Annotated in this window: 1 protein-coding gene; it reads left to right on the plus strand. The window is 66.1% G+C overall.

All coding sequences use genetic code 11. From position 1 onward, the window contains the following. The first annotated feature begins 267 nt into the window (after positions 1-267). The gene (locus MJ783_RS16705; protein WP_239311374.1) at positions 268-1,089 is read left to right on the plus strand and encodes a transposase family protein; all 822 of its coding nucleotides are present in this window, start codon (positions 268-270) and stop codon (positions 1,087-1,089) included. Positions 1,090-1,197 lie beyond the last annotated feature (108 nt).

Here is a 1,197-nt window from a genome sequence, read left to right on the forward strand (position 1 = left end):
GGCTCTTCGCGACCGCAGCCAACGGCCGGTCTGATTCGAGCACCAACTGTACCGCCTCGTCTTTGTACTCCTGCGTGCGCTTCCGGGGTGTTGACCCCATGACACCCCTTCCCCTCGGACAGTGAGCCTTTCCCAGCAACCACTCGCTACTCTTCGTAGTTATCATGAACTGTGATGGTCCCGGGGGTGCCGAAACGCAAGACGCGGGGTCTCGATAAGAAGTAGGTCCTTCGACAGATCCACGTCAGGATGAGGCCCCGCGGGCGCATGAGTCTCGCATACGTCGGCAAGCTGCAGTTCTCCGAAAGCACCGTCCTCCGGCTGGCGACCTTGCTGATCGCGGAGCGCGAGCGTCGAGGCACCCGGAAGGGGACCCGCGCCCTCACCCCGTGGGCGCAGGCCGTGCTCGTACTGCGTTGGTTCCGTGACGGCATCCGGATCAAGGACCTGTGCGACGACAACGACATCAGTTCCTCGGCGGGTTACCGCTATCTCCACGAGGGCGTCGCGGTCCTCGCCTGGCAGGCCCCTGACCTGCGCAACGCACTGCTGGCCGCGAAAGCCGCGGGCTACGACCACGTCGTGGTCGACGGCACGGTGATCAAGACCGACCAGGTCTCCACCCCCGGCCCGACGAAGGGCGTGGACCTCTGGTGGTCCGGAAAAATCAAGAATCACGGCGGCAACGTCCAGGTCGTCTCCGCCCCCGACGACGGCTGGCCGCTGTGGGTCTCCGACGTCCGGCCCGGCCGGGAGCACGACACGACCGCCCTGCGCGCCTCCGGCGCGCTGCCGGTCCTCGCGGAGTGGAGCGGCGCCGGCGGCGGGGTCCTCGCCGACCTCGGTTACGAAGGGCTACAGGACCAGGTCGCGATCCCGTACAAGAAGCCCACGGGCGAGGACCTGCCCGACGACCACAGGAAGCGCAACATGATCCACTACGCGCTGCGGGGCGTCGGCGAACGCGCGAACGCCCTCCTGAAGTATTTCAAGGCCCTGCGCAACGTCAGTCTCGGCCCTTGGAAGATCGGCCTGATTGTGAAAGCCGCCCTCGTGATCCTCCACACCGAGCACGGCCGCACCACCTGACGGCCATCACCCGAACACACCGTTGTGGTTACACGTTGCCACCAACGGTTACTGGGAAAGGCTCAGCGGACTTCAGGTCCGCTGTCCACGGAACCGGGACCGCTCCAA

The organism is Protofrankia sp. Cj3 (genome assembly GCF_917627355.1).
Classification (GTDB): Bacteria; Actinomycetota; Actinomycetes; order Frankiales; family Frankiaceae; genus Protofrankia.